This is a genomic window from Sphingobacterium lactis, from assembly GCF_051951495.1.
Taxonomy (GTDB): Bacteria; Bacteroidota; Bacteroidia; order Sphingobacteriales; family Sphingobacteriaceae; genus Sphingobacterium; species Sphingobacterium lactis_A.
The window spans coordinates 270,140-291,295 of record NZ_JBNHAS010000001.1 but is presented as its reverse complement, the minus strand read 5'-3'; the positions used below and the strand labels follow the sequence as shown (position 1 = coordinate 291,295).

General features: G+C 35.7%; 29 protein-coding genes, 1 tRNA gene and 1 pseudogene. 7 read left to right on the top strand and 24 right to left on the bottom strand.

Annotation, left to right across the window (positions count from 1 at the left end):
• Positions 1 to 38: 38 nt before the first annotated feature.
• From ACP6L2_RS01265 to ACP6L2_RS01225, 9 genes are read right to left on the bottom strand one after another with little or no spacing between them, the layout of a single operon-like run.
• Positions 39 to 524, bottom strand: coding sequence for a hypothetical protein (locus ACP6L2_RS01265; protein ID WP_440507502.1), 486 nt, complete (start codon positions 522 to 524; stop codon positions 39 to 41).
• A 58-nt stretch (positions 525 to 582) separates the two neighbouring features.
• Positions 583 to 1,107 carry a hypothetical protein gene (locus tag ACP6L2_RS01260; RefSeq protein WP_440507501.1) on the bottom strand — a complete coding sequence of 175 codons (525 nt, stop codon included), beginning with the start codon at positions 1,105 to 1,107 and terminating at the stop codon, positions 583 to 585.
• Positions 1,108 to 1,114: 7 nt separating this feature from the next.
• Complete coding sequence (locus tag ACP6L2_RS01255) at positions 1,115 to 1,555, bottom strand: hypothetical protein (protein ID WP_440507500.1); 441 nt, start codon at positions 1,553 to 1,555, stop codon at positions 1,115 to 1,117.
• Complete coding sequence (locus ACP6L2_RS01250; protein WP_440507499.1) at positions 1,552 to 2,013, bottom strand: hypothetical protein; 462 nt, start codon at positions 2,011 to 2,013, stop codon at positions 1,552 to 1,554. The genes ACP6L2_RS01255 and ACP6L2_RS01250 overlap by 4 nt, the downstream gene beginning before the upstream one ends.
• Entirely contained in the window at positions 2,004 to 2,333 is a 330-nt protein-coding gene (locus ACP6L2_RS01245) for a hypothetical protein (RefSeq protein ID WP_440507498.1), read from the bottom strand. The genes ACP6L2_RS01250 and ACP6L2_RS01245 overlap by 10 nt, the downstream gene beginning before the upstream one ends.
• Positions 2,330 to 2,653 carry a DUF6706 family protein gene (locus tag ACP6L2_RS01240; protein ID WP_440507497.1) on the bottom strand — a complete coding sequence of 108 codons (324 nt, stop codon included), beginning with the start codon at positions 2,651 to 2,653 and terminating at the stop codon, positions 2,330 to 2,332. The genes ACP6L2_RS01245 and ACP6L2_RS01240 overlap by 4 nt, the downstream gene beginning before the upstream one ends.
• A 2-nt stretch (positions 2,654 to 2,655) precedes the next feature.
• A complete protein-coding gene (locus ACP6L2_RS01235; RefSeq protein ID WP_440507496.1) occupies positions 2,656 to 3,732 on the bottom strand; it encodes a hypothetical protein in 1,077 nt (358 codons plus the stop codon).
• 18 nt (positions 3,733 to 3,750) lie between these two features.
• On the bottom strand, positions 3,751 to 4,359 hold the full coding sequence (locus ACP6L2_RS01230; RefSeq protein ID WP_440507495.1) for a hypothetical protein: 609 nt from the start codon (positions 4,357 to 4,359) through the stop codon (positions 3,751 to 3,753).
• Between the two features lie 2 nt (positions 4,360 to 4,361).
• On the bottom strand, positions 4,362 to 5,027 hold the full coding sequence (locus tag ACP6L2_RS01225; RefSeq protein WP_440507494.1) for a hypothetical protein: 666 nt from the start codon (positions 5,025 to 5,027) through the stop codon (positions 4,362 to 4,364).
• Between the two features lie 203 nt (positions 5,028 to 5,230).
• On the opposite strand from ACP6L2_RS01225, the gene ACP6L2_RS01220 reads away from it, so the two are divergent.
• A complete protein-coding gene (locus tag ACP6L2_RS01220; protein WP_440507493.1) occupies positions 5,231 to 5,431 on the top strand; it encodes a hypothetical protein in 201 nt (66 codons plus the stop codon).
• A gap of 413 nt (positions 5,432 to 5,844) precedes the next feature.
• Positions 5,845 to 6,597, top strand: a complete 753-nt coding sequence (locus ACP6L2_RS01215) for a hypothetical protein (RefSeq protein ID WP_440507492.1) — start codon at positions 5,845 to 5,847, stop codon at positions 6,595 to 6,597.
• Here the strand turns inward: ACP6L2_RS01215 and ACP6L2_RS01210 are convergent.
• On the bottom strand, positions 6,592 to 7,632 hold the full coding sequence (locus ACP6L2_RS01210; protein ID WP_440507491.1) for a hypothetical protein: 1,041 nt from the start codon (positions 7,630 to 7,632) through the stop codon (positions 6,592 to 6,594). The two genes, ACP6L2_RS01215 and ACP6L2_RS01210, sit on opposite strands and share 6 nt — an antisense overlap.
• Before the next feature lie 412 nt (positions 7,633 to 8,044).
• Between ACP6L2_RS01210 and ACP6L2_RS01205 the strand changes: the two genes are divergently transcribed.
• The gene (locus tag ACP6L2_RS01205) at positions 8,045 to 8,488 is read left to right on the top strand and encodes a hypothetical protein (RefSeq protein WP_440507490.1); all 444 of its coding nucleotides are present in this window, start codon (positions 8,045 to 8,047) and stop codon (positions 8,486 to 8,488) included.
• A 770-nt stretch (positions 8,489 to 9,258) separates the two neighbouring features.
• Here the strand turns inward: ACP6L2_RS01205 and ACP6L2_RS01200 are convergent.
• Complete coding sequence (locus ACP6L2_RS01200) at positions 9,259 to 9,513, bottom strand: hypothetical protein (protein WP_440507489.1); 255 nt, start codon at positions 9,511 to 9,513, stop codon at positions 9,259 to 9,261.
• A gap of 436 nt (positions 9,514 to 9,949) precedes the next feature.
• On the opposite strand from ACP6L2_RS01200, the gene ACP6L2_RS01195 reads away from it, so the two are divergent.
• Positions 9,950 to 10,798, top strand: a complete 849-nt coding sequence (locus ACP6L2_RS01195; protein ID WP_440507488.1) for a DUF4747 family protein — start codon at positions 9,950 to 9,952, stop codon at positions 10,796 to 10,798.
• 6 nt (positions 10,799 to 10,804) lie between these two features.
• A complete protein-coding gene (locus tag ACP6L2_RS01190) occupies positions 10,805 to 11,416 on the top strand; it encodes a hypothetical protein (RefSeq protein ID WP_440507487.1) in 612 nt (203 codons plus the stop codon).
• Positions 11,417 to 11,466: 50 nt separating this feature from the next.
• Here ACP6L2_RS01190 and ACP6L2_RS01185 read toward each other — a convergent pair whose 3' ends face one another.
• From ACP6L2_RS01185 to ACP6L2_RS01155, 7 genes and pseudogenes are all read right to left on the bottom strand, one after another.
• Positions 11,467 to 11,709 carry a hypothetical protein gene (locus ACP6L2_RS01185; protein ID WP_440507486.1) on the bottom strand — a complete coding sequence of 81 codons (243 nt, stop codon included), beginning with the start codon at positions 11,707 to 11,709 and terminating at the stop codon, positions 11,467 to 11,469.
• 569 nt (positions 11,710 to 12,278) lie between these two features.
• Positions 12,279 to 12,350, bottom strand: a tRNA-Trp gene (locus tag ACP6L2_RS01180).
• 50 nt (positions 12,351 to 12,400) lie between these two features.
• Positions 12,401 to 12,676 carry a hypothetical protein gene (locus ACP6L2_RS01175; RefSeq protein ID WP_440507485.1) on the bottom strand — a complete coding sequence of 92 codons (276 nt, stop codon included), beginning with the start codon at positions 12,674 to 12,676 and terminating at the stop codon, positions 12,401 to 12,403.
• Between the two features lie 56 nt (positions 12,677 to 12,732).
• A pseudogene (locus ACP6L2_RS01170) lies at positions 12,733 to 12,816 on the bottom strand.
• Between the two features lie 265 nt (positions 12,817 to 13,081).
• The gene (locus ACP6L2_RS01165; RefSeq protein ID WP_440507484.1) at positions 13,082 to 14,428 is read right to left on the bottom strand and encodes a phage portal protein; all 1,347 of its coding nucleotides are present in this window, start codon (positions 14,426 to 14,428) and stop codon (positions 13,082 to 13,084) included.
• Between the two features lie 7 nt (positions 14,429 to 14,435).
• The gene (locus ACP6L2_RS01160; protein WP_440507483.1) at positions 14,436 to 16,061 is read right to left on the bottom strand and encodes a hypothetical protein; all 1,626 of its coding nucleotides are present in this window, start codon (positions 16,059 to 16,061) and stop codon (positions 14,436 to 14,438) included.
• The gene (locus ACP6L2_RS01155; protein ID WP_440507482.1) at positions 16,054 to 16,437 is read right to left on the bottom strand and encodes a hypothetical protein; all 384 of its coding nucleotides are present in this window, start codon (positions 16,435 to 16,437) and stop codon (positions 16,054 to 16,056) included. Before ACP6L2_RS01155 ends, ACP6L2_RS01160 begins: the two co-directional genes overlap by 8 nt.
• A gap of 161 nt (positions 16,438 to 16,598) precedes the next feature.
• On the opposite strand from ACP6L2_RS01155, the gene ACP6L2_RS01150 reads away from it, so the two are divergent.
• Positions 16,599 to 16,826, top strand: coding sequence for a hypothetical protein (locus ACP6L2_RS01150; RefSeq protein ID WP_440507481.1), 228 nt, complete (start codon positions 16,599 to 16,601; stop codon positions 16,824 to 16,826).
• Between the two features lie 147 nt (positions 16,827 to 16,973).
• Here ACP6L2_RS01150 and ACP6L2_RS01145 read toward each other — a convergent pair whose 3' ends face one another.
• A complete protein-coding gene (locus tag ACP6L2_RS01145; protein ID WP_440507480.1) occupies positions 16,974 to 17,462 on the bottom strand; it encodes a hypothetical protein in 489 nt (162 codons plus the stop codon).
• A 110-nt stretch (positions 17,463 to 17,572) separates the two neighbouring features.
• Between ACP6L2_RS01145 and ACP6L2_RS01140 the strand changes: the two genes are divergently transcribed.
• Positions 17,573 to 18,340: a hypothetical protein gene (locus tag ACP6L2_RS01140; RefSeq protein ID WP_440507479.1), complete on the top strand. Its 768-nt coding sequence runs from the start codon at positions 17,573 to 17,575 to the stop codon at positions 18,338 to 18,340.
• Here the strand turns inward: ACP6L2_RS01140 and ACP6L2_RS01135 are convergent.
• Genes ACP6L2_RS01135 through ACP6L2_RS01115 form a run of 5 tightly spaced genes read right to left on the bottom strand, consistent with a single transcriptional unit; the run spans position 18,270 to position 21,120 of the window.
• A complete protein-coding gene (locus ACP6L2_RS01135) occupies positions 18,270 to 18,806 on the bottom strand; it encodes a hypothetical protein (protein ID WP_440507478.1) in 537 nt (178 codons plus the stop codon). The genes ACP6L2_RS01140 and ACP6L2_RS01135 overlap by 71 nt on opposite strands.
• Positions 18,806 to 19,324 carry a hypothetical protein gene (locus tag ACP6L2_RS01130; RefSeq protein ID WP_440507477.1) on the bottom strand — a complete coding sequence of 173 codons (519 nt, stop codon included), beginning with the start codon at positions 19,322 to 19,324 and terminating at the stop codon, positions 18,806 to 18,808. The genes ACP6L2_RS01135 and ACP6L2_RS01130 overlap by 1 nt, the downstream gene beginning before the upstream one ends.
• Before the next feature lie 26 nt (positions 19,325 to 19,350).
• Positions 19,351 to 20,169: a hypothetical protein gene (locus tag ACP6L2_RS01125; RefSeq protein ID WP_440507476.1), complete on the bottom strand. Its 819-nt coding sequence runs from the start codon at positions 20,167 to 20,169 to the stop codon at positions 19,351 to 19,353.
• A complete protein-coding gene (locus ACP6L2_RS01120) occupies positions 20,099 to 20,914 on the bottom strand; it encodes a DUF7833 domain-containing protein (protein WP_440507475.1) in 816 nt (271 codons plus the stop codon). Before ACP6L2_RS01120 ends, ACP6L2_RS01125 begins: the two co-directional genes overlap by 71 nt.
• Positions 20,911 to 21,120, bottom strand: coding sequence for a hypothetical protein (locus tag ACP6L2_RS01115; RefSeq protein ID WP_440507474.1), 210 nt, complete (start codon positions 21,118 to 21,120; stop codon positions 20,911 to 20,913). Before ACP6L2_RS01115 ends, ACP6L2_RS01120 begins: the two co-directional genes overlap by 4 nt.
• Positions 21,121 to 21,156: the final 36 nt, after the last annotated feature.

Here is a 21,156-nt window from a genome sequence, read left to right as displayed (position 1 = left end):
CAGGCTATTATCCCCTGCATATCTTTCAGGCTCGTCATTTATTGGGTTTCCTTCATCGTCAAGCTCTGGATTCCGGTCAATAAGACGATAGAGTTCAAAAAATTTTTATAATCGATCTGAGAAACACTCTTTGTCAGAACATCGAAAAGAAATTCATCATCAACCCATTTCAACGCATTTAAAAGTATTTCTTCAGGTTCGTTTTCATCATTCTGAAGGGCAACCGCAGCACAATAGACTAAATCCGAAGTATGGTCTCTTGAAAGCTCCAAAACTCGGTTTATGATACTTGAATCGTTATAGATCTGCTTTGGTAACTTTGCGGTTCTAATGGCCATTCGCTCACGGTTACCGACCTTTATTTTTCTTAATCTATAGGTCAGAAATCGTTGTCGCTTCAATCCAATGCGTACCAAAAGCTTTTGAAAAATTCCTTTCACGTGAAAAGGCAAAGGAACTTTGATTTCTATCGCAGCATCAAGGTAGGCTTCAACATCCTGTTTTGTAGATTCGTTATCGTGCATTTCAATTGGTTTAAAAAACGGCTAGCCAATTTTGACAAACTAGCCGTTCTGTCAAGTTTTAAGCCGAAGGGGCGTCTGTTTTCTTGATTGTAGGCGTACCTGCCTTTGTAGGTTTCAAAGGAGTACCTTTGAAAATTACACGTCCAAATGCTTCTTTTTTGAAGTCGAATTGTGGATAGATATTCAGTTTCATACGAGCGATATCCAATTTCGCACCATTCTGCGTTTCGGTTGCTACCGAAACTTCAACAGCACTAGGGATATCCATATCAATAGAATCCGGTGCGCCAGCTGTTCCAGTTGTCAATGTTCCACCACCTAGTTCACTCAATGCTTTTGCAGAGACATTGTAAGATTCACCTTGGAAAAGCCATTTCGCAGGTGTAGCATCCAGTTGATCGTAAGGAACATCAGTTTCTTCGATCTCCACGTCCGTGGTTGTACCTTCATTAAGAACCAAGGATGCTGAACCTTTCACGGTCGCTCCCAAGATCTCGGTTAAGGTAGTCCCCATACCACCATCGGCACCAACCGGGCCAATCAGTACGTTCTTTAAACCCAATATATTTTTTGGTCTAGACATTTCTTTGTTATTTAATTGTGTAAAAACTAATTCTAAAACTTATGTAATGCTGATTATTACCATTATCCTCGAAAACATCATCGGATGAGACTTCAAAGCATGTATCTTGATTTAACCAAACCTCACCGTCCACCCCTTCAAATGCCTTTTGAATCAGTTGAGATAAATATTTTATTCTCGTTGAATCCCTCACATTTTTACCGTTACCAATGTTCGGAACTTCTAAAGGATTAAGGTTGTTGACATAGATATTCAAAAGCAAAACCCCACGCTGAACAGGTGAGCGATTTAAACCTCCAATGGCATCGAAAACGATATCTTCTTGATTGGAATCCTGTGGCCTATCTCCCTTGCAGAGCTTACCATTGGGTTTCTTTGCATCAGAAAGAATAACAGAATTCTTTACGAATAGATAAAGTATATCAATTGCCTCGGTTGTGGTGATCATATCTTACTTTTTAATCTTTGAATTGCCTGTTTTAAGGTTTCCTCGACAATAATGGAAGAGCCTGTAATCACGTCCTTTCCCCTACTTTCCACAGCTGCAGCATACGACATTCCAGCAACGACAATTAAAGCGTATCCGGATTCGAATTTATCCGAAAGTGTGGCAATGAAGGCCTTTGCTTCCTGCATCCCGTTTCCACCTCCCGAACCGCTATTGCTCTTTTCATAATTCTCAAGCTTGATCGATCCATGATCAACAATGGCAAAACCTATCGAACTTCTAAGATTACCGGTCACATCGTTGAAACCACCTTCAGCTGCCGTTTTTTCACGAGCAAGTTTTACGAACTCAAACCCGGTCAATTCCAAACGATTCAAAATTGCCGATCTGATAATCTCACGCTTTTGCTCGATATACTTGGAGATATCGGCCTTAGTGAATTTCGCCTTTAGACCCATAGCCTTTTGGTAGTTTGATAGTCCCAAGACATAATAGCAGGTCCAAGCGCTTTCATTTTTCCCTTTTCAAAGATTTTTATCTCAACTCCCGGTTTTAACGATTCAGGGATATTATTGAGGAAAATCGAAAAGCTATAAACGAAATCCTGACCTTGGTTATTTGGGATGGTCCTACCTGAACTGTTAGGATCTGCCCTACAAATAAGCTCCACATCTCTTTTAACGGAATCACCAGGAATCCAATTATCAAACTCATCATAATGACCTTCAGAAGAAACAACCTCTTGATATTTTAAGATATGTGCCCTTTTTCTGATCATGCTCCCCAATCGAATTTCTTGATAACAGGAATTTTAAGAACGTCCTTTACGATATCCTCCATCCCGTGTTTTCGAGCTAAAAAAAGAAGCCTATCCTTAATGCCTTCCCGGCAATTGCTCCAAGATGCTGCACCCTCACTCTGTGAACTGACCGAAAGCAAACTTTGAAGAAGTGGCACAGCCGCTTTTTCCAGTTCACCAAGGTCACCATTGAACACATCATCGTAAATAATGCCAGCGGAAAGCAAATAAACTTCTGCGGCCTCATCTTCGACAGTACCTACTTGAACAACTTGTAGAAAGGCTTCTTTTTTAGTCATGGTTATTCAAATGAACCCACTTTATTGGTGTTGACTGTGATCATTTCATCAGCCACATCCAAAGCAGGGAACGCATTAAATTCATACGCTGTAAACTCACGTGCTGGATCGGGTTCAGACCATTTTTTAACTAAATTACCCATGTAATTAGAATAAATTAAACCGTCAATTTTAACCTCATCCTCTACACTACCCGCATCAAAAACAGTAAATAACTGCCCTTCAGGTGTCCAAGTGATATTGTCCACATTCCATGGGTTTGAATAAACAACCTTTCCATCCTGCTCATTACCGATCGATGCGTTGAAAGCCCTGATGGTAGGAAAGTTATTGGCAGCCATGTAAGCATTCAATTTGGACAGATCAAAATCAATTCCGTCAACTTGACCCTTTGTCAAAAGACCGAACTTTGCGAGAACTTTTTTAGATTCAAGCAATTGAAAGATCTTAGCTGGGTGCATCCGAATGATACCTCCAGTAATCCCTTTTTCAGCCAATGGCAGAATAATGGTTTGTTTTAAATCCTTCAGAGGATCACTGCCTTCGGTATCTGACCACACTACACTTACACCATACTTATTGGGGATATTGAAGTCCACATTAAACTGTGTAACCGCCCCAACATTATTTGTATCAGTAAAACTTACTCTACCAGCATCGGACAATAGTTTAGCTTCCATCCAATCGACGCGTTTGTGACCAGCTATTGAACAGAAAGATACATCGTCGTACACCAAATCCAAAAGTTCAGAAGTTGCTCTACCTTGCTTTCTTAAATTGATGTATTTACGAAAATCAGTTTCTTTCATAACACGTTTACCACGGATTGAAGGAATTTTACCGCCTTTTTCTCTCAATGCATCACGTGAGTGCAATGGTGCAGAAACATCAAATGCAGTTACATTACCTGCAACCCCTGATTTTCTTTCACCGATAAGGATATCCCAACGAAGATTATCCGTGGTTTCCTTTCTACTCAACGATGGCCAAAAAATAGGTGCAAACCTTGCTTTTGTCTCATCGATATAAGTCTTCAGCTTTTTCTCGCTGGATAGCTCTTTTATAATTGTTTGTGCCATTTTCTAATTTTCCCTTTCTTAGTGCTGTTGTGAAAAAATGATCAAACCCTTAAGAGCGTCCTTTACAGCTTGTGGAACTGCTTGGGGTAAACGTCTTTCATAAAGAGTACCGCGTCTACCAACCGATACAAATTCGTTTTGATCGACATCTGCATCCTCACGCAACCACCCGTTTACATTGACCTTCAAAGTCCCGGCAGTTGCACCGGTAGCCGAAGATTCAAACAGAACAGAACCAGCTGGAAGGGAAACACCTAATGTGGTTCCGATCGTAATGGTATCATAGTCTATATTTGATTTATCGATTGCAGTGACTGCATAAGCCGTTCCACCAACTTCAAAGGATACAATTGTTCCAACCAAAGCTAGGTTCGGTTGCTCGTTAACTGTTTTCTTGATCTTGATATTTACGGCATTGTTAGCTGCCGTCTCGGCAACAACAAAAGTTTTGAGAACTGAAAACAACCTAGTTGCTTCATCAAAGTTCCCTAATACACCTCGCTGAATAACATCACCTTGGATAAGACCATCGGTTTTAAGTGTTCCACCGCCTGGAAAATCTTCAAAGTAAGAAACTTCAATAGGTACTTGAGGTGTATCTCTACGTTCAGTAATTTTTAATCCCATTTTTAAACTTCTTGGATATTGTAACCAGCTTCCTTAGTAAATCCTTTATTAGCACCATAATCTTTAATGGCTTGGATCCCTTGTTCTTCGGTAGCTGAATTGCCTAAATGGAGTTTACCCTCGGAAACCTGCTTATTAATGCCTGCTTGGATTGTATTGTTCCACCTAGTTTCAAGTTTTGCGACTGTGTTTTCCTCATTGTATTCTTCATTAAAAAGAACATCCTCAGCCCAACTCTCATCAATACCTTTGGCTTTTAATTGGGCTTTTAGGCTTGATAATCGATTGTTGTTCTGCATTGAGCTTGCCATTTCTTGAATTGGCTTCAAAGCAGCGGCAACTGCACTTGCAACAATTGAATTGATATCATCAGGTTTCACATCTTTCTTATCTGCTGGAGGTTGATCATCTTTGCTTGGTTCAGGCTTCTTGTTCTCTGTATCCCACTTCTTCTTTGCCTCACCGACACGTGTATCCCCATCCTTCTGAACGAAATCTGCATAATCCTTAATGCTTAATACTGAGTTAGCTTCGAAATCGGAAATAGCTCCCTCGATCTGGCTTTCTTCCGTTACCTTCCCTGCCAATTTCTGGGCAATTAAGGTTAGGACCGCCTTTGACACCCCTGGATTTTTGGAAATCAGTTGTGCTAAAATCTTTTCCCACATAATTATGTCTTTTTAGAATTCTTAAGTAATTCAAAATTACTTAGGCTTATAGGTCAAAATACTAATATAGGGGGCATAAAGCGGTTACTTATTCAATAAGTAACTACAATCAATCAAATAACAAATATTAGCACTTTATTTTATATTTTACTTGTCTAAATAAATATTAGCACTTATATTTGCACAACACAAACAAAGAAAAAATGGAAAAGCAAAATTTAGAACAACAGTTAATCGAGGTTAAAAGAGAAATTAATTATGCTCAATACTCAAGTCAGAGCGAGCTTTCATCTTTATTAATAAAAAGGGAGCATATAATTGAAAAATTAAAAACATTCGAAAAGAAGGTTGAATATGATGTTGATATGGCTCTATTTTCTATGTTAGATTATACACACTCTTAATTATACTCAACAACTTGACAAACTTGCTGAAATGTCAATTATAATTTTTGAAATCATGGAAACAAAGAAATTTATATTAATCGATCATCTAGGAGATGATTTTGAAAAACAAAATTTGATTGAAAGAAAAAGAAGGATCGATGCGCAAATCAAGGATTACATTGATCTTTATACTTCACAGGTTCTCACCTCTAATCAGGAAGAAATAGTAATTGAAACGATCTATCACTTAATGACTTTTCAAAGTCATTTTTCACATCTAATAAATTTTATTCGGTCGATAAATTTGAATTAAACTTGAAGGGAAACCTAAAAAGCTAATCATTCATTAAAAAATGGTTATAGATAAAATTCAAAATGGATTTACGTGATGACTTTTTTTAATATATTAGCAGCATCCAATCATTTAACCTATGAGAGTATTTTTAAGCTGGTCAGGAGAAAGAAGTAAGCAAGTCGCTGAATTGTTAAACACGTGGTTAAAATGCACAATTCAATCATTACAACCATGGATTTCAACTAGGGGTATCGGTAGAGGTGAACTTTGGTTCCCTGCAATAAATAGAGAATTAGCAGAAACTAGTGTTGGTATTGTATGCTTAACTAGAGAGAATCTAAATGCTCCTTGGATTCTTTTTGAAGCTGGATCATTAGCAAAAGGACTTGATTCAAATAGAGTTATTACTTTTTTAATTGATCTTGAGCCTGGTGATATTAATGATCCGCTTGCACAATTTAATCATACCTTACCCATTAAGGATTCAATGTTTCAACTATTGAATACTGTGAATGCACTTTCAGCAAATCCACTAGATAGCAAAATTGTCGAATTAGTTTTTGATAAATATTGGGATGAATTTGAAAATAACTTTAATGAAATATTAAATCAAACTACACCTGGACCTAAACCTAAAAAACCTACAAGTGAAGAGGTTTTGGATCAAATTTTATCTGCTTTACAAAATTTGGAGAGAATTAATCGAAGTAGTGACACTAAAAGTGAATTTTCTCAAAATAGTAGTAATGAACCAGGGAAAGATTATGGATATATAAATTCGATCCTCAGAATGGAAAACGATTGGTTAAAAAAAGAAATCAACCAATTAAAAATTAATAGTATGATGGGTCTAAATATAAAAAACGCACCAACAGATAATGATTTATAACTTTATCCCGTTTTCCTTTATCCAATAAGGCTTATTTGCGTACTTCTTAATTCTGTCTTTATTGTTCTTAACGTATTCTTCCATTTGAGGGCTGTCCTTTATTTGACTTTTTAGATCATAAGATTTCCCGTTCAACAAAGCATTCTCGAATTTGTCATATTCTGCAGCTGAAGGAAGTACCGGAACAGTAAAGCAAATACATTGCGGATGCCAGCCTACAAACTTGAAATCCTTTGGATACTTTCCCTTTAAATGATCGCAGATGTCAAATGTTGGGTGTCTGTCAGATAATCTCACCTCGTAGCCTAGAATAACCTTTGATCGAGCATATCGATCATTATCGGCCGAACGATAGGCTATGTTCGTTTCGGTACGTGCCATTCTTAGAGCGTTCTTATAGGATGATCTGTAAACACCTTGACCTGGATTATATGCCTTTGCGGCTTTTGAAAGAATCAATTTCCCTGAAAAATCACGCACACGCCTAAACAGCTTATCAGGTTCAACAAGATATTGCTTTTGATCTCGAGCCATTTGTGCTGCAGATCTTCCTTCTTGAATACCCATTGCCAAATTATTCTCGATCTCGAATCTAAACTGATTATGGTAATTCCAAACCCGTTGCGAAAGATCAAGACCCTTCGCTCCGCTCTTTCTAACAAGAAACGCCTCCAATGCTTCTGCATTCCTGGAGAATAAAGCATCCTGAATCAAAGGACTGATTGCCTTTCCAATGGTGTACTGACCAAGGATATCATCAAGTTTAGTTTCTGAGAGGTTCCAAGCTTCATGGACACCATTGACCATAATGGTTAAAAACTCCTCATGCCATTCAGCAAGGACGTTATCGACCAAACGCTTGAGATGGGAAATCCTTTCAATATCGAACCGACTCTTTGTTTTCACATTAGGTAAAGAAGCATAGATCTTATTTATTGCTGTTTGATAAGCTTTGTTGATCTTAGCTTGATTGTTTTTGATATTTTTAAGATGTCTACGCTCAAACTGCCGATTTATTTTATCGGTATTTTGCATAAAGAATGTACTATAAATCAAAAATAAGAATTATTCTTCAATTGAAATATCCTAAATCAGAATCAGGTCCTTAGAAAAACCAAATCCGAGTTGGAATACTTTTTAGGTTAAATAAGTATCTTTTAATCACAAAATCTTATTAACATGATATCAATAATTACAATTTTACTTTTGACATTAAGTTGCCTGAATTTATTGGGGCAAAGAAAAGAAGAACATTGCAGACCATTGAGGGCACGTTTATATTAAAGTTAATGGAGTTCATCTGGATTCCTTAATAATTGAAGATGATGACATTTTATTAATAATGGATTGAGTCGTATTTGCTAAATACATGCCTTAATTTATTAATTACGGTTAACCGTAAAATTGAAATATAAATTTGAGTAGTTTTACTTAAAAACTAATTATTATGAAACCATACTTTCTAATTATTATAATAATCGCTCTGTTATCATCTTGTAGAGTTCATACAACAGAAAGTTATTACACTGTTACTATTACTGAGGATGCGAATGTTTACATTAAAAATAATTTAAATTCTACTCAAATTGAATCTGTTAAATCTGGTGAGCCTATTTACATGATTTTAGATAAATCTAGTAAAGGATTTAGAAAAGTTAAATATAAAGGGAAGGTTGGATATATTTATCGACCATCTTTTAAATCTTATACTAGACTTGATTATAAACAAACACTTTCTACTGCTAGCTCCCAAGATTCCTTGAAAAGAGATTCTGAAGTTAAATATAAGCCAGCATCATCCTCTAGTGGTACTGTTCATGTCAAAGGATATTATAGAAAAAATGGAACATATGTAAGACCTCATACTCGAAGTTCACCTAGAAAGAAATAAAAATAATATTTATTACCCACCAAATATGAATCAAATCATAACCACAACCTTAGGTATATCGGAAACCCTCATTTCTTCCCAAGAGAATAATTACCTCGAAACAATAGTTAGGATTGTACAGAATGATCTAAGGCTACAAAATGAATTGGAGTTCATTGAATTTATTAATTTCGAACTTCTGGAATCTAATGATGGAGTTTTAAACTTTATTTTTCGATTCGAAGCAGTTTAATTAACTAAATAACCAAAGGTGCCAGACAATTATATCCAAAAATTTTCTTTTTTCAGAATGGAGGCATTTTGATGCTTTAAAGTTTTCGGAACATACCAAACAATATTAAACCATCATCTATAATATCATAAATGAAGAAGATTTATTGCCTAGAATCATTAAAAGGCTATCCTAATTTTTTCGGTGAAGAAATAAGAATAAAAGAAATTTTACTTAATAAGAATCACGCTGTGAAACTAAAAAGTTATAATAATGAATGGCACGGAAATGATTAATTAAATAAAATTTTAAGGAATTACAGTATAAATGCTATATTAGTTTCATCGATTTTTTATATGAAAATTGATTGTACAATCAATTAAAAAAAGCATTGTTAAATAGCTCCATAATCAGACGTTAATAATTTAAAGCCCCTATGTATCGCCAGGTACAAAAGGGCTTTTTTTTTTGACCACTCTATTAGGTTTCTACCCTACGAAAGCTTTAAGAGATGATTATTCTGGTATTAGAAAAGCATAGAGTTCTGATAGTTCTTTCTCTATTTAATCATAGAATCTCTCTGTATTTGTAATTGATTGATATTATTTTTAATAATTTCTTTGCAATTCTCCAAATCATCAAAATCTTGGGGATTTAATTCTAAAAAGTCCATCATAGAATGTTGCGCTTCTATTTCGGCCTCAAAAAGAAACAATTCGAATTGTTTATTTGTTAGTAAGAGTTTGGCCAAAGCAATTGTAGCACCATGATTTCTATTAAATAATGTTATTAAATTCGTAAAATTCCTTTCCATAATTTATTCTATTTAAGTTTGGTGACCAAATATAACAATTAAACTTATTCCGTTGATTAAAACTACAAAAATGCCTTAATAATATATAAATTATTTAATCGAGTAAAGTTTTGTAAAAAAATATCATTTTTATTGAGATATTCATCGCAAATTAGAAATTGGAATATGATTCTTTAAGTATTTAGTCTATTGGTAAAAGTAAGGCTACTTGGATACTGCTGATGTTGACCCTTTGGTTTTTGTGGTTACGTTTAAGGTGGAGTAGGTTCGTATTATAATGGATAAGATTTAATAATTTCTATATAATTAAACTTTATTTGTCCATTCATAATTTAGGTTTATAATTGTTAGTTGAAAACCTTACATCTTTTAATAGTAAGTTTTTTTTATAGAGCTAAAATATTATGTTTGTTACTAAATCAAATTATTATTAACCATGGAGATCAAATTAAATTTTTACATTTTCAATATTAAGATACAATCTAAGAAAACTGGAGACGAAAGAACTAAAGAATATTTAAATATTATTAAAAAACTATCTGTTTCTAAAAAACCTTACCCAATTACTAAAAATGAAGCAGTAATGATGTATGGTTTATTAGGATATTCAGAAAAGGAAATTCCTGAGTATGTCTATGGAAGAATTGCTAGAGGTACTTATATTGAAGGCGATGAGGTTAATGTTTTAGATGGAGATAAGGTAGTTAAAAAACCGAACCAAAAAGGTTTAATGATGCCAATTCAGGCAGATTTCATTTTTATACCTAAAATCCACAGATTAGGGCTAGAAAAGGTTGTCGGTGGTCCATCCCCATTTAATGTTTATGATTTTTTGTATGATCGATTAACCGAATTATTGGACGAAGAGGATATCCTATCAGTTGTATTAGAGAAAGATGAAAAAATAATTGAAGAAATTTATAATGCGAAAGCACTATTTGGTTTAAAATACAAAATCTCCTATACAAATGATGATCTAACACCTACTTTCGGCAAAGAACTAGATCATCAGTTGAAGGCAGGAAATGTAGGCTCCTTAATAGTGTCTGCAAAAGCTGACAATAAAGATGAAGGTTTAAATCTAGACGAATCAGTTATTCTAAAAGGTGGCTTAGAACTTGCGGAAAGAAATGGAGAAATCCAATCTGCACAAATTAAGCGACCAGATAGTAATCAGATTGTTTCAATTTCAAATGCAAGTAAGCCTAAAGTTGTAGATGAGAAATATGATGAAGAGGGAAATAAGTGGCAACAATGGTACAATATAATAAAACGAATAATTTGATGAACAATGATTAGTGGAGAAAAAATTAAACGATTACATGGGACTAGCTGGAAGGATTTTTTTAAAATATATCCTATTTATGAAAATTTAAAAAAAAGCAAACTTTTTAAGCTATCATTATTTTTGTGTTTTATTTTTTCTTGTTTTTCGTTTTATTCTGAAAGTTCATTTGTTCTTTTGGTTAAAGTAAATGAACTAAATCTGTCTATTATACCAAATGTTTTGGGATTCGCATTAGGAGGATATGCAATGCTAATTGGTGGATTCTCTGATAGTATATTATCCAAACTAGTTAAAATAGACGCTGAAGAATATAATACATTTCAAAAAACAAGTGCAACTTTTGGAGTAGCACTATTATCAATGTGTGTAAGTTTAATATTAAATTATTTAATTAAATGGTTCATAAACACTGAGATTTCAAATCACTTTTCACTTACAAATCATTTTGCTTTATTAATTAATGTATCAGTAATTTTTATTATCAATATAATTTCAATTTATTCAATATTTTTGACTATAAATATTGTAAAAAATATTTTCGCATTTTCTCAATTTATTAGTGGTATGAAAACAATTGAGAAAGTTATAAAAGAAAATAAAAAAAATAGTAAATAAATATAAACAAATGACTTTTCAAACCGCTTCCTCACCAGGTTGGGGCTTTTTTAAACTACTTTCCCTTTAATTTTATACTGATATTCTTCTAGTACCAAATCTCCATCCTGTTTTTTAAGATTGTATAAAATATCGTCAATGTGGTCTGATACTCTAATAGATGAACCGTCAGTAAAAACTATTCTGGTGTAAATATTACCATTTCGATCATTGTCTATGTGTTCAATAGATAAAATTGATGTAGGAAAATAAACCTTGTTCTTGTTTCCTTGTAGTCTTATTATCTTTTCCATAGTTAAATATACCTAATTTTAATTAACATCCACCTTCGGCATCTCAAACCGATCATAATTATCTTGGGGTTTCTTGCGAGGTTGTGGATTGTCTTTCTCGCAACTACCGCAAAGAGCCATCATAGCGATTAGTAGTGTGTAAAGTCGTAGTTTCATTAAAGTAGCAATTTAATTTTTTATTTAACTTGGAGAAATTGATTACGAATAAATATTAACTTGTTTTGGTCAATACTGATATAATACACATTGAAAACGAAAAGCAGATTCTGCACCCATACATAAATTAAAAATTGATAAGGCTTGCTAAAACTAACAGAATGATAGGTAAAAGTCAACCTTATGTGCTCATCCCCTCGATCTGTAATCCCTAGTAAACCATCTAATATCTCGTCTAATAAAATGTACGCATTTCTGAGCTTGCAAGTTGTGTTTTCATGTGTGTACTTGGTTTATAAGAGGGAACAAAGTATCTCCCAATTATAACATATCCTGCTTTTGATTGTATTTCTTGAAAAGCCCCAATCCTAGACTGGGGCGTGTGGTTCTCTAGGCCACGGTTTTTCTACTTGTACAGGTCGTAAGATTCGAACTCACATCTAACGGGTTTGGAATCCGTCGCTTTACCTTTAAGTTAGACCTATAAATAAAGTGGTCACATTCGACCACTTTACTAAATTCTTATCCGTTGCACCTATAACATTCTAATCTTAGGTGGATCGTTGGCAGTTGGCTTGATATCGGATTTATAACCAATAATCAAATCATCTTCAGATATAACGGTAACCATTTTGCCATACTTTGGAGAAACATCTGGACAGATACCATCACAGATTAAGTCAAAATGCGGGACCTTCTCAAAGTCATTTTTTAGCTCAATGGATGCCTTATTATCAAAAGAAGCATACACACTACCAACCATCATAACAGAAAACAAGCCGATCAAAGCAATTGCAATAAATCTTTTCATTTTGTAAGTGGTTAAGTAAATAAAAGAACATCTTGCTGTCTATCCAGGCTGTCTTGTGGAGAAGGGTGGGTTCGAACCACCGACCTGAAATCTGTTTCACTCTAGCTAGAAAACCGCTCTATCCACTGAGCTACTTCCCCAAAATAATGCTGGCTATCTCACGACCACCAGCATCAAACCAATATTAACCCTAAATTATATGTACAATCCTATGAAAAGTCTTTAAATAGTGTGCACAATTAAATGATCATGCACACTCGCTTCTGACAATAATCACCAGTCATATAGATGACCTCGAAAAATGAATTTAATGCTGTATTTATAACCTTAAAACAAATATAAGCACTTATATTAATTTTTCAACATTTTTTGCAACAAATTTGACAAAAATGTTATTTTGTCAAGTTATTCATCAAAATTCGATACAGTTTCAGCCTGAATCTGTGACCAGTTCTCCTCACCATCTTTCGCTAATGGATGCAATTTAGCCGCAGTTTCCTGAGAGAGAATTGGTTTGCCCCCTACAGATGCTGCAAGCATATCGATATAATCGGCTTCATTTTCAGGAAGTGGACTAACGAATTCAAACTTTACCTGTAGATTGCCCATTTGTGTGGCAAGTGCTGTATCATTTGGATTAATCTTAACAAGTAAATTCTTGATAACTTCCATCATTCGATCAAACAGCTCAACGATCAGGGTCTGGTTACGGATAGCCTTCAATGCTGCAGGAAAGAAACGGATTTCCAGCTCCTTTCCGGAGGTTGTGTTCTTCATGGATTCCATGCTCATGTCTGGAGTATCGGTAATGTAGTTGATCAGCTCCTTCAGATCTTCTCGTTCTTCTTTAATGAGATCAACGGACATTTGAGGATAAAGGTATTCGGCATCTGCACCTGGTTCCATTTGAACCACCTTAACTTTTTTGGCTATTTCGGGCAGGTTTTTCACTTCTCCAAGGAGTTTTAATATTGGAGAACCCATTGCATCATTGTTCATTGCCTTACTACTGGTCAATTCCTCACGCCTCTCGATCAAAGGATCGACATCCTTACTGTCCCAATCTTCCTGCGTGAACAAAGCCATGCTGATCTTCTTTGCAAGATTATCCTTCTTCGTTTGAAGCCAATTTCCATCGGCTTTTACATGGTTGTAATAGAATTCCTTGGTTTCCACATCAAAATGTTCGATTTCCTTATTCTTGTTTCCCTTGACCTTATATTCCCTTGCCCAAGCGACCAAAGTTCCGAATTCATCAAACCAATAATAGACACTTTCGTTATTGCTCTTGGCCACGACCTTACAGCGGATGGTATTTGGAATTGTAATATCGTTAGGATCTGCATCACTATCACGATATGGTCTGAACATAATCACCGCTTCAGTCTCCGAATAGAACTTGGTCAATAGATCGATCAATTTTGAGTTCATTCGCATTTCCTTCCAGACATCGGTTACTGCCTTGAATGCCAATTCAGTACCTTCGCTTTCCTCTACCAATTTTACAGGCTTTCCGACAAGAAAGGCAACGGTATTCTGCACTATCTTTTGCTGGATAGGGAGTGCGAGCTTCCAAATCTTGACTTGCTCCTCACCTACTAACTTTGAATCAGGCCCACTATTTATCTTATGTTCCTTAACGTTGTAATGCTTCAAGGCTTCGGTTATCCTTTCGTCATTGCTGGTCATAAGACCCTTGAGTTTATCGACATCGCCACTTTCTAGCAGCTGATGGAAATCCATTTCTTCCATAATTATCTTAATAAAATCCTAAACTGTTTTTGGTAACTGGTTTTGTATTCTGAACATGGTTTTTCTTGACCTTAACAGGCCAAAACGTATAGGTTAGGGAATCCCATTTGTCAGGCGATCGCTTCAACCTTGCAACAATGCCATCCTTACCTTCCTTTGGTTCGATTATGATATCACCGTTCGATCTAAAGCTATACTTTATTTCGGTCGCTTCCTCTGCAAATTCATCATCCGGGGGTAACATGGCGTTCGTGTGGTTATCAGGATTAAGCCAATCCCTAACCGCCCAATGTAGATAGGCCCGCATGTTGGCAAATGTATATTCACCTGTTAGATCGGTTAAGGGATTTCCCTTCTCATCCTTTGCAGCATTCGAGTTTTTTGCGCTTATAGCCTGTTCATAACCAAATTTTGTTATTGCTTCCTTGCCTGCAAAGTTCAATTCCAACACTCGACTGTAAACACCTGCACCCTCACCAATGGTATCGATCATCGCAACCGGATAAAGTGAAGATTTCAACAGATTGACTACGATGCCCGCAATTTTCATGTGATCGGCAACACCAGCACTATTGAAGTTCATGAACTCCTTAACGATGTTTTCATGTCTTGGACAGATAACCGAGTCATCACGCCCCATCCCAGCCACATCGACACCTATTCGCACATCTGAACTATAGATTCTTTCAGATGAAGGCGTTTTATGAAATTCCTTCCATCTTTCGTTTGCCAATTGAATCCAGGAAAGAGGAATAAGCGTATCGGTTGATACCTTGGGGAATTTGCCCAATACTTTCATGCGAAAAAGATCGTTAGGACGGTAGAAATTATCTTCGAACTCAAAGTCATCCTCACTTTCCCTAAAATCAGATTTTGGGATTAACGTACACCAAGCAGAAACCTTATCCTTAACCCATATATAATCCACTTGACCAGGGATGATGTCTTTTTTCAATACAACGTTCGGAGCATTCAGACTACTCAATTGGAATTTTGACCATCTTTTGGATTTATGGCTTCTTGCGGCATATCCGATATTGGTATTCGGATTGAATACGATCAATATCCTTGAATTTCCCTGAAGGTTACCTTCGATTGCTGAAAACGTTCCTTCAGGAATACCGGATGCTTCAGTAACAACGAACATCGTATTTACAGCATGGAAACCCGTCCATGCTTCGTGGTTATGGTCATCGGCCTTAAAGCCTGTCAGGAACCATTCATCAAAATCGGTACGGATATCATTGCCCGTCAATCTCCCAGGTAGATCAACACCATTTGATCTTGCTTTGTTGAACAATCTGGAAATCTCAGGTATCATAATATTCACGACCTGCCTACCTGTGGGAGCGGTCATTGCTATTTTGGTGTTCTTAACCAGTTCCCCTCTCTTATTCCATTTTGGGGTTAGGTACATAAAACACATACAAGCAACAGCGGAAATAAAATCCTTGCCACGAGCGGTCCCACTTGCTACGGTCGTCATCCTATTTACTTGAACCGATCTTAAAATCTCTTTTTGTTCTTCATCCAAGTAACATCCAAGGGCTTCAGTAGCAAACTTAACCCAACCATCAGGATCATTGACCCATTCCGTTATCTTCTTTTTCGCAGATTGTTCGTAATTATTCATCTTCGACTTGCGAGACCTCCTTTAAGAAATCATAAAAACCTTTATTCAAACTTTCGCCCTTGGTAGTAACATCAATCTTTGAATTTATCGATTGATACTTTTCTCTATAATTGTTGCTCAAATAATATTCAATGGCCTTTTCATCATTACGATCGATATTCTGTAGTAATTTACTTTCTACATATTCATGGGTAACCATTCTAATTTCCTCTACCATATCATGAAAAGCTTCATCATAAGTGGGATTTGGTAAACCTTTTATTGATTTTGAGTACCAATCATAGAAGGTACGTCTCGATATTCCAGCATTCTCGCATGCAACAGAAACAAGTCCTTTTGAAAGTTTCAAGCAATAGAGGATCCATTTTTTTTTCATAGTGAACCCCTTCAGATCTTGATCGACCTTTGCCAATGCATAAAGTTCTTTTTTTGTAAGCTTTTTTACGTCATCATTCATGATAAATCTAAATCAATAATCAATGTATCTGAACAAATATTTGTGCTTTTATTTGTATTTTCTTTCTTACATTTGTCACTATGAACAAAAGGATATCCAAAATATTTGTAATCATCGAAAACGGAAAGGCTTTGTATGCAGATACGAACCTTAAGGAAATTCACAATGATTTTGTTCAACATGCCCCAGACATCTCCTATACCATGCTTTACAATTCCTTTAGGGATTTTGAAATCTTTGAAAGATCTTCTAAAAACGGTAGGAAATTCATCTTTCAAGTAATCCACAACAAGGATTATCAACCCTAATATCCTTTTTCTTTCAGAAAGGAATCCACAACATATCTTAGTTCTAAGCTTGAAGCTTCATCAAGATCACCCTCGACCGTGATAACGGTTTTCGGATATGTGTGATGAATGGCCAAATAAATCTTTTCTTGTTTTCCAAGGTTGCTTTCATACTTCCTGGGCTTCGTTGTCGTTTGCCTTTTTGCTGCCATAATTCTCAATAATTTTTGTGTGCAATTGATCTACCTGCAATTTAAAATCCTTGTAAAGTTGATAATGATGGATTGCTGTCCTGATATCGTTGGAGAATGTCTTTTTAGAGATCGGAATAAGCTTCTTGATCGTTCTGCTGATTGAAATATTCACCACTCCGTTTAAGAGCTTGGTCAACAATTCCGGCTGATACAGCTTTAAGATCAATGCCAGCAATATCCTTCTCTTGTTTGAATTCTGACGTAGACCGTTTTCGTTCAGTAGACATTCAACTCTGATATTTTCAACATTACAAAACTCCTGGACCACGATTGAAATAAGTTCATGGTCATGCAGCACGATATCTGGAAGTTTTTCTTTGATCTTGTCGTTGACTTTTTGGGCAAGGTCTGGAAATTCCTGATAAAGCACCTTTACAACTACTTGTGCAGGATAATTAGTCATTTAAAGCAAATATACTAACAATTTGACAAAGTTGTCATTTTGTCAATATTTTAATAAATTTTATTTGCTTGAGGTGATTTAATACTTTTGTTTTCAAACCAAATATTAACATGCAAGAAATCGCTCAAAATGTAGGGTCTTCTATTGATTCCCTAAATGCCAAAATATTGTTGATGCAAAATGAGCTTTCAAGTTTAAAAGTTCAGAATAAGGGAATTTCAGATTCTTTGAAGACTTTGAATGAAACTTTGATAGCTGCGGAATTAAAAACAGGATTTTTTACAGATCAACTTTCATTTTATACATCATGGTTTACAATAGTTTTAGCGGCAATTAGTTTTTTTTCTTGGAAACTATATCTTGAGCCAATCAAGAAAAAACTAAATGATTTAGAAGAATTTAAACTTCCAAACTCTATATTAGAAATTGAGAACAAATTCAATTCTGAAATCTCGACTATTAACAATAATATTGCAAGATTAGCCGAGACAAGTGCAAACCAATACGGGATAAGCTTATATGCAAAAGTTCAATTACATGAGGACAAACATGAGTTTATTAAAATTTTTGAAACAAAAGTAAATATAATTTACCACGAATTGTTTGTTTTAAAAACTCCTGAAGATGGAAATTATTACACCAATCTTTTAAACGATGCGTTAAAAAATCTAACCAAAGGATCATATGACTTCTTTTTGATTCAACGAAATTATGAAAAATTAAAGGTAAAATTGATAAATATATCAAAATCGCTAGATTATAAATCGAGCAAAATTGCATATAAAGTTTTAGAAGAATTAGAAAAAGTTAATAATTTATATCAGGAATTAACAGAAGTGTCTCCAAACTCATCATCTCCGAAGGCTGACGACGAATAAGTCGCCAGCCTAAAGATTGCAGCAGATTATTCTTTTCCATATCACGTTTTATCCCGGTACCTGAGCTGTGGCCTGAATTCCCTTTCAACCAAATTCCCCCCTCCTGTTCTATCGCAATCTTTAATACCTTTCCGTTCTGATCGACAGGAATTGCATAATCGATTCGATAAAGTCGCTCAGTAGAAAAATAGAATTCAGGCCATACTTCTAAACCTAATTCTTGCTTGACCAACAAGATGAAAGGATCTGTTTGTTTCGCTTTATTTTTCAAATTTCTACCATCGTCAATCCAGCCCGTTTTCAAGCCCTTAGAGCGACTTTGTTTGTTTTTAGCACCAGATGTCGTCAAAGTACTAGATTGTTCCTCTGTGAGCTTATTTTGTGGCAATATCAAGCCGTTTACTTCTACCCAGCCATTGGCTTTGAGATTTTTAACAAATGCTGTTCCCCAATTCGTTTTTGCCATCAGTATTTTAGATTCGTAAAATGGATTAATTTGCCTCGGAAATCTTGATTGAAATATTTGAAGAAATCCTCAACAGACTCAAAGCCATCGTTCTGTGCAAGGGTTTCAATTTCATTTTGATTTAGAAATCGTCCATTTATTTGAACAAATACCCTGTTTAAACTATCAGCATCCCTTATGTTGCTGATAAAGATTTTTTGCACACTCACACACTTTACGACCGGTGCAAATTGAAATCTGTATTTTCCCCTGGAGTTGACCACAAAATGGATATCCATTCCCGATTTCCATCGATCGTTTTCATCTTTTCGGATGGTATGGATTTTTGGATGCAATCTTGGTTTCCAGTCCCAGTTGTCCCCGAACTTAGAACGGTATTCTTCTAGGCTATCGACATAATCGATTCGCTTAATCAATCCATGTTTCCAAAGGCCTAAATTTATCTTTTCAATGAAGTATGTTTTATCGTCATGCATGGCCATTTCCTTAGGCCAAAACTGCATAAATCCTAGTGTCATGCGTGTTAGTGTAAAGTTTATTAGTCTTATTTTCTAAAGTCAGGAGTGTTGTAATCGAACTCTACGAAGTTGCACATCTCACGTAATCTCGACCGAATTCTACTGCCGTAGGTCTTTTCGATATCATCTGCCGTCATGTTTGCCGTGAAGTGTGTCTGATGGTGTAGTCTTGCATCATATCGTGAATAGATGATTTCTGGAATTACATCACGTTCGTTTCCGAAATGCTTTTGGGTCTGTTCCACTCCGATATCGTCGAAACAATATCCAATTTTATCGAAACCGAAGTTCTGTTGAGGATAAACCGTGCATGGCGATGAATATTTCTTTATCACATAATCCCCTCCATCCTTCTTGTCCGTGTATTCGGATGCAACCCTTCTAGATGAAACAAAGGCAAAAGGATTCTGCGAGTTGATCGAAAAAGCCTTCATGATGGTAGTCTTTCCACAACCCACGGGACCGACTAACATGATTCCTTTCTTCAGGTTCAAATCGGATTGTGCTGCGCTAGCATCTGCTGCGAAATAACGTGCAAGGCTTTCGATAATTTTCTGATTGTACTGATTGATCTTGAAATCAGGATCCAGCTCAAGCACACGTTTCTCAAAATATTTCAGGGTCTTTTCAAAATCGAATCTTGGATATTCGACCGGAGTGTTGACCTTATCCCAATATTTCCTTTCTTCGTTTTCAAAATGAATCTTTTTTCTAGCTTCACGTAGAGCGGTTTCGGTAATCTTTTTTGTTTGCTCCGGAGTGAGTTCGATGTGATCATAATTTTCCATAACCGTTTGATGGCCTTGAAGCTTCATGTCTTCGAGTTGATGTTTGATTGTTTTCATATTTTTTTTGGTTTGTGATTTTTGAGTTGATCCAATTCATGCAATGTTTTCGATATGCCTGAAGGGTGGTGTGTGATTCCTTGGTGGTTTCGATGCTGTCGAAAAATTTATTTATCCAGGAAATGGTTTGTTCGTTCGAGATGACTTGATTGTTTCCGATTCTCGTAATGAATTCCAGATCGCAAAGCAGGTCGGATCTCGGAGATTGAAAATCGAGAGGCGAATATTGGTCCCATGGATTTTTTGGGTTTTCATTTTCTTGGTTTTTATTTTCTACCGATGAAATCGGAACGGAATATATATTCTCTTTTATTTCTCTTTCTCTTTCTCTTTCTCTTTCTCTTTCTAAAGGTGGGTTATTTTGGGTTTCCAAGTTGGGTTTTTTGGGTTTTTCTGACAAGGTATTTTCGCCTGTTTTTGTGGTATTTTTGGGAGGTCTCCCTCCTTTCTTCCCATTTTCACGATTTGCAGTCGTTCTTCTCAACCTTTTGTTCACAGATGGATGGGTAAATTTGCCTTCGATCAGAACAAATCTTTCGGTTACAGTTTGCCAATCTTCATCAGTTATCTGGGTTCTCATTCGGTTTTCAAGGTGGGTTTTTTGGGTTTTCATGAACCCTCCATTTGAATACATAACAAACAGACTTTCAAGATATAAGTACCTTTGAACTAAACTAAGTTCAAAAAATGAATCCGAAGTCCACCAATCTTTCGGATAAAATGTAAATCCAAGTTTATCGCTCATAATTTTTCTTGTAATTCGTGATCAAACATTGCTGGCTCAAAGCCTTCTAAATGCTCCTCGATCTTTTGGAGCAATTCAATCCTTCTTTCTTCCAATTCCTCAGAAAAGAGACCCATCCTTGAAAGCGCAAAACATACTAATGACAATGATTCCAATTGTTGATATAGATGTTTGCTAATGGTGCAGAAGTATTGATATTGCTCCATAAAGTTCAAAGTTAATCAAACTTGACAAACTTGTCG

Bases quoted from the DNA above. Each gene is read 5' to 3' on its own strand.
- ACP6L2_RS01265 (WP_440507502.1), bottom strand. From the start codon at position 524: ATGCACGATAACGAATCTACAAAACAGGATGTTGAAGCCTACCTTGAT.
- ACP6L2_RS01260 (WP_440507501.1), bottom strand. From the start codon at position 1,107: ATGTCTAGACCAAAAAATATATTGGGTTTAAAGAACGTACTGATTGGC.
- ACP6L2_RS01255 (WP_440507500.1), bottom strand. From the start codon at position 1,555: ATGATCACCACAACCGAGGCAATTGATATACTTTATCTATTCGTAAAG.
- ACP6L2_RS01250 (WP_440507499.1), bottom strand. From the start codon at position 2,013: ATGGGTCTAAAGGCGAAATTCACTAAGGCCGATATCTCCAAGTATATC.
- ACP6L2_RS01245 (WP_440507498.1), bottom strand. From the start codon at position 2,333: ATGATCAGAAAAAGGGCACATATCTTAAAATATCAAGAGGTTGTTTCT.
- ACP6L2_RS01240 (WP_440507497.1), bottom strand. From the start codon at position 2,653: ATGACTAAAAAAGAAGCCTTTCTACAAGTTGTTCAAGTAGGTACTGTC.
- ACP6L2_RS01235 (WP_440507496.1), bottom strand. From the start codon at position 3,732: ATGGCACAAACAATTATAAAAGAGCTATCCAGCGAGAAAAAGCTGAAG.
- ACP6L2_RS01230 (WP_440507495.1), bottom strand. From the start codon at position 4,359: ATGGGATTAAAAATTACTGAACGTAGAGATACACCTCAAGTACCTATT.
- ACP6L2_RS01225 (WP_440507494.1), bottom strand. From the start codon at position 5,027: ATGTGGGAAAAGATTTTAGCACAACTGATTTCCAAAAATCCAGGGGTG.
- ACP6L2_RS01220 (WP_440507493.1), top strand. From the start codon at position 5,231: ATGGAAAAGCAAAATTTAGAACAACAGTTAATCGAGGTTAAAAGAGAA.
- ACP6L2_RS01215 (WP_440507492.1), top strand. From the start codon at position 5,845: ATGAGAGTATTTTTAAGCTGGTCAGGAGAAAGAAGTAAGCAAGTCGCT.
- ACP6L2_RS01210 (WP_440507491.1), bottom strand. From the start codon at position 7,632: ATGCAAAATACCGATAAAATAAATCGGCAGTTTGAGCGTAGACATCTT.
- ACP6L2_RS01205 (WP_440507490.1), top strand. From the start codon at position 8,045: ATGAAACCATACTTTCTAATTATTATAATAATCGCTCTGTTATCATCT.
- ACP6L2_RS01200 (WP_440507489.1), bottom strand. From the start codon at position 9,513: ATGGAAAGGAATTTTACGAATTTAATAACATTATTTAATAGAAATCAT.
- ACP6L2_RS01195 (WP_440507488.1), top strand. From the start codon at position 9,950: ATGGAGATCAAATTAAATTTTTACATTTTCAATATTAAGATACAATCT.
- ACP6L2_RS01190 (WP_440507487.1), top strand. From the start codon at position 10,805: ATGATTAGTGGAGAAAAAATTAAACGATTACATGGGACTAGCTGGAAG.
- ACP6L2_RS01185 (WP_440507486.1), bottom strand. From the start codon at position 11,709: ATGGAAAAGATAATAAGACTACAAGGAAACAAGAACAAGGTTTATTTT.
- ACP6L2_RS01175 (WP_440507485.1), bottom strand. From the start codon at position 12,676: ATGAAAAGATTTATTGCAATTGCTTTGATCGGCTTGTTTTCTGTTATG.
- ACP6L2_RS01165 (WP_440507484.1), bottom strand. From the start codon at position 14,428: ATGGAAGAAATGGATTTCCATCAGCTGCTAGAAAGTGGCGATGTCGAT.
- ACP6L2_RS01160 (WP_440507483.1), bottom strand. From the start codon at position 16,061: ATGAATAATTACGAACAATCTGCGAAAAAGAAGATAACGGAATGGGTC.
- ACP6L2_RS01155 (WP_440507482.1), bottom strand. From the start codon at position 16,437: ATGAAAAAAAAATGGATCCTCTATTGCTTGAAACTTTCAAAAGGACTT.
- ACP6L2_RS01150 (WP_440507481.1), top strand. From the start codon at position 16,599: ATGAACAAAAGGATATCCAAAATATTTGTAATCATCGAAAACGGAAAG.
- ACP6L2_RS01145 (WP_440507480.1), bottom strand. From the start codon at position 17,462: ATGACTAATTATCCTGCACAAGTAGTTGTAAAGGTGCTTTATCAGGAA.
- ACP6L2_RS01140 (WP_440507479.1), top strand. From the start codon at position 17,573: ATGCAAGAAATCGCTCAAAATGTAGGGTCTTCTATTGATTCCCTAAAT.
- ACP6L2_RS01135 (WP_440507478.1), bottom strand. From the start codon at position 18,806: ATGGCAAAAACGAATTGGGGAACAGCATTTGTTAAAAATCTCAAAGCC.
- ACP6L2_RS01130 (WP_440507477.1), bottom strand. From the start codon at position 19,324: ATGACACTAGGATTTATGCAGTTTTGGCCTAAGGAAATGGCCATGCAT.
- ACP6L2_RS01125 (WP_440507476.1), bottom strand. From the start codon at position 20,169: ATGAAAACAATCAAACATCAACTCGAAGACATGAAGCTTCAAGGCCAT.
- ACP6L2_RS01120 (WP_440507475.1), bottom strand. From the start codon at position 20,914: ATGAGCGATAAACTTGGATTTACATTTTATCCGAAAGATTGGTGGACT.
- ACP6L2_RS01115 (WP_440507474.1), bottom strand. From the start codon at position 21,120: ATGGAGCAATATCAATACTTCTGCACCATTAGCAAACATCTATATCAA.